The following is a 2,317-nucleotide window of genomic DNA, read 5'->3' on the forward strand; positions in this document are numbered from 1 at the left end:
ATCTGCGCAACGACCTCTCGCGCAGACAGCGAATCTTTAAAAGCAAGGCTCAGGTAGATAGGGCGCCCTGTCCGAACCACGCGCAATCGTTCAATATCGGCTGGGCCCAAAGGCTTGCCTCGGCCGATGACCACATTGCCTTTGCGATCAGTAATGTCGCGAGTGGCCTCTATGACTCTTCCTTGCCCATATTCACTCAAACATGCCACGTAGGCTTCGTTTATCTTTTGAAGTGTCCTTTCATCCATTTCATCGCGCCTAAATAAATGACTTCCTGTTCAATAATTAGGCGGAATTTTTCAAATGTGCAAGTTTCCTTACCAACGGCCCAACCACGATGCCGAATGCCAAACAATGTTCACACTGGGTTATCAATATCGACAAATTCAACATCCAGACCAAAGTGTTCTTGCAAATGCTCTCCCAACGCCATCGCACCGTAACGTTCTGTAGCATGGTGGCCAGCGGCAAAAAAATGGACGCCCATTTCTCTGGCCACATGAACGGTTTGTTCCGACACTTCTCCGGAAATGAACGCGTCAATGCCTTGTGCCGCCGCTGCATCAATATAGTGTTGACCACCACCCGTACACCAAGCGACCGAGCGAATTGGATGGTCACCACCGGCAATGACAAGTGGCGCACGGCCCAGCTGCACCTCAATGCGCTCTGCCATCTCGTCCACAGAAATAGGATCTGTTAGCTTTCCTTTCATGGCGACTGACTGCTTGTTCCATGGCTCAAGGCGACGCTGAACTTTAATACCTAACCGTGCGGCCAGCTGAACGTTGTTCCCGAAACGATCATGCACATCGAGCGGCAAGTGATAGGCAAAAAGATTGATGTCATGCGCAAGCAACTTGGCAAGCCTCTGGCGCTTCATCCCTCGAATGGCGGCGTCTTCACCTTTCCAGAAATAACCATGATGCACCAATATGGCATGTGCCTGCCGTTCGATGGCAGCATCGATCAGTGCTTGCGTTGCCGTCACACCGGTCACGATACGCCCGATTTCATCACATCCCTCAACCTGCAAACCGTTTGGACAATAATCATTCCAGGCCCATGGCTGCAAAAGCTCGTTCAAATAATTTTCCAGTTTGGTTCGAGAAACACCCATGCTGACTGTGTCCGATTTGATCATAAGGCTGATATACTACCAGTTGTGTTGGACGCGGGGAAAGCGCATGCCTTTGACAGACCGAGCACTCACCACATTTTATGAAATTGCCGAGCGACAAGGTTGGAAAGATTTGCACAACGTGCGCTCATTGAGTACCGCCGTCGCCGTTGAAGCAGGCGAACTATTGCAGCTCGTATGCTGGCTTAAAGACACGGAGGCTCACCAGCCAGAACCTGCTTTAGTGGACGCACTATCCGACGAAATCGCCGATATCTACCTCTATCTGGTGGCATTATGTGATCAGCTCGGCGTTGATCTTGAAACAGTGGTCACACAAAAAATTCACAAAAACCGACAACGATATGGATAAGCATCACACGTTTGATGAGGTTGCCGATATCTTTCATCAAAATATTGACCAACATCGCAAAGGCCGAATCAGACGCGCCCTGATCCACCGTGATCTTGAGCATTGCCTACCCACACTGGGTGAAAAATCCCTGAATGTTTTGGAAATTGGTGCAGGCGCGGGACACACGACCCTGTGGCTTGCACGCAAGGGCCACCAGGTGACAGCCGTGGAGCCATCCCCCAAAATGCGTTTGGCCGCACAAAAAAACCAACAGGAGAATGCCCCAAACCTCACGATCCACTGGATTGATAAAACACTAGAGCAGGTTGAGCCACACGGTACTTTTGATTTGGTCATCGCCCATGCCGTACTCGAGTGGACTGACGATCCAGACACTAACCTCAGGCGCCTGTGGGACTGGGTTAAACCGGGGGGCTACTTGTCGTTGGCTTTTTTTAATGCCCACGCACGTCGACTCAAGCAGATGATTCGTGGCGAAGTCGCCGCGCTGCAGGGTAGGCTCCGGCGCGGACGTTCACCACTGACACCAAGACATTGGTTTCGTCCTGAGTTGATAAAGGAAACGCTGGCATCGCTCGGTGGGCTCTGTATTGAGCAAACGGGTTTGCGTTGCGTCAGCGACCTGCTACCAAAACACAGAAGCGATGAGTTAAGCGACGAAGCGCTTATCCAACTTGAAGAACGTTACCGGCACGCCCTTCCCTTTCAACTCATCGCACCTTATGTGCATCAGATATGGCATCGTCCCGCCGACGATGTGCCGCCATCCGAGTAACAGGCCAAACCGCTGCTGCCGCGAGCAAGTGCTTGATGGTATGGCC

The 2,317-nt window shown here is 51.6% G+C and carries 4 protein-coding genes; 2 read left to right on the forward strand and 2 right to left on the reverse strand.

The genetic code is table 11. The features are described 5' to 3' along the window. The coding region (locus D6694_14245) for a hypothetical protein (protein ID RMH35949.1) at positions 1-248 on the reverse strand (248 nt) is incomplete at its 3' end. 110 nt (positions 249-358) lie between these two features. Then, positions 359-1,120, reverse strand: a complete 762-nt coding sequence (locus tag D6694_14250) for a Nif3-like dinuclear metal center hexameric protein (protein RMH35950.1) — start codon at positions 1,118-1,120, stop codon at positions 359-361. Here D6694_14250 and D6694_14255 point away from each other — a divergent pair. Continuing rightward, positions 1,119-1,493, forward strand: coding sequence for a nucleotide pyrophosphohydrolase (locus tag D6694_14255; protein RMH35951.1), 375 nt, complete (start codon positions 1,119-1,121; stop codon positions 1,491-1,493). The genes D6694_14250 and D6694_14255 overlap by 2 nt on opposite strands. Next, complete coding sequence (locus tag D6694_14260) at positions 1,486-2,271, forward strand: methyltransferase domain-containing protein (protein RMH35952.1); 786 nt, start codon at positions 1,486-1,488, stop codon at positions 2,269-2,271. Before D6694_14255 ends, D6694_14260 begins: the two co-directional genes overlap by 8 nt. The last annotated feature ends 46 nt before the right edge of the window (positions 2,272-2,317 follow it).

Source organism: Gammaproteobacteria bacterium, from assembly GCA_003696665.1.
In the GTDB taxonomy this organism is placed as follows: domain Bacteria; phylum Pseudomonadota; class Gammaproteobacteria; order Enterobacterales.

Bases quoted from the DNA above. Each gene is read 5' to 3' on its own strand.
- D6694_14260 (RMH35952.1), top strand. From the start codon at position 1,486: ATGGATAAGCATCACACGTTTGATGAGGTTGCCGATATCTTTCATCAA.
- D6694_14250 (RMH35950.1), bottom strand. From the start codon at position 1,120: ATGGGTGTTTCTCGAACCAAACTGGAAAATTATTTGAACGAGCTTTTG.
- D6694_14255 (RMH35951.1), top strand. From the start codon at position 1,119: ATGCTGACTGTGTCCGATTTGATCATAAGGCTGATATACTACCAGTTG.